Genomic DNA, 1,177 nt, shown 5'->3' on the forward strand with positions numbered 1-1,177 from the left:
GCCGCATCTGCTGGTGATGATCATCGTGGCGTTTGTCGTCGCAGGCGGTTGGCTGTTCTGGTCTCGACACAAGGAAAAAGCTGAGACGGAAGCCAAGGCCAAGGCAGTGGAGGCGCGGGCATGATCGGCGCCGACCTTGCCGCTCGCATATTCGCGATTGTCTTCGTGGTGCCGGTGGCGGCCCTGCTCGCCATCGCGGCCGTGGTCTGGATGCTCTTCGGCGCTCCGATCGGCTCGGCTTATGCCGGTGGCGTCCTCACCGGATATGTCGGGTACCTCTGGTACCTCGCACAGGTCGACAGGTGATCGCGATGAAGACGTATCTCACAATCGCCGCAGGGGCGGCGCTGGGCGCTCTCGTCGCCTCCGGGCCTCTCTACCTCTACGGCAAGAGCCAAGGCCGCCAGCAAGCCGCCGTGGCGGCGCTCGAAGCCTCCATGAAAGCAATCAGCAAGCGCGAGGACATCGACCATGAAGTGGATCGTGCCGATCTCATTGATATCTGCGTTGAGCTTGGCGGCCTGCCAGACGAGTGCCAGCAATTGCGCCGGGTGGAAGAAGCCGCCGGCACCGAATGATGCGGTGGCGCTGACGGCCAAGGAAGAACCGATCGCGCGCTACCTGGTTGCGACCGATCGATACGGCAAATCCCAGCGCTGCTGGAATTGAATGTGGGGCAGGGGCTTTGGCGGAAAGCGGTAGCATCGATCACAAGCTTGGTGTGGTCATCGGGAAGCTCGACGGCATCGAGGGTCGGCTGGATCGGCAGGATGAGAGCAGGGCCGTGCTTCACAAGCGCATGGACGATCTCGTTCTGCGGCAGACGCACATGGAGGCCGATGTCTCGTCGTTGAAAAACAAGGTCGAAGGCATGGAGAAGGTGACGGTGGAAGTGACCACACTGCGCACCAAGGCCGAGGGCGCTGGCACGCTCGGCCGCTGGCTGATCCGGGTCGGCATCGGCGTTGTCACGCTCGCCGGCTGGTTGCTTGGTGCTTACACGTGGCTGACTGGCAGACCGCCTCCTTGACCACTGGCGTGCTTCCTCTAAGTTTCCCTTTGCTAGGGTTGCTTTTGCCCCGCTGGCTCCGGCCGGCGGGGTTTTTCGTCGTTTGGGGGAGGTGAGGCCCGCCACTTGTGCGAGGGAGCTTGGGGTGGGGCGGGCCTCTTGCCGAGA

The 1,177-nt window shown here is 63.2% G+C and carries 3 protein-coding genes; all 3 read left to right on the plus strand.

Annotation, left to right across the window (positions count from 1 at the left end; all coding sequences use genetic code 11):
* Positions 1 to 120: 120 nt before the first annotated feature.
* The 3 genes from XW59_RS29185 to XW59_RS29195 all read left to right on the plus strand — a co-directional run bounded on the left by XW59_RS29185 (position 121) and on the right by XW59_RS29195 (position 1,030).
* A complete protein-coding gene (locus XW59_RS29185; protein WP_047144990.1) occupies positions 121 to 306 on the plus strand; it encodes a hypothetical protein in 186 nt (61 codons plus the stop codon).
* Between the two features lie 5 nt (positions 307 to 311).
* The gene (locus tag XW59_RS29190; protein WP_047145275.1) at positions 312 to 578 is read left to right on the plus strand and encodes a hypothetical protein; all 267 of its coding nucleotides are present in this window, start codon (positions 312 to 314) and stop codon (positions 576 to 578) included.
* Between the two features lie 107 nt (positions 579 to 685).
* Entirely contained in the window at positions 686 to 1,030 is a 345-nt protein-coding gene (locus tag XW59_RS29195) for a DUF1515 family protein (RefSeq protein ID WP_047144989.1), read from the plus strand.
* Positions 1,031 to 1,177 lie beyond the last annotated feature (147 nt).

The organism is Aquamicrobium sp. LC103, assembly GCF_001014615.2.
Taxonomy (GTDB): Bacteria; Pseudomonadota; Alphaproteobacteria; order Rhizobiales; family Rhizobiaceae; genus LBCQ02.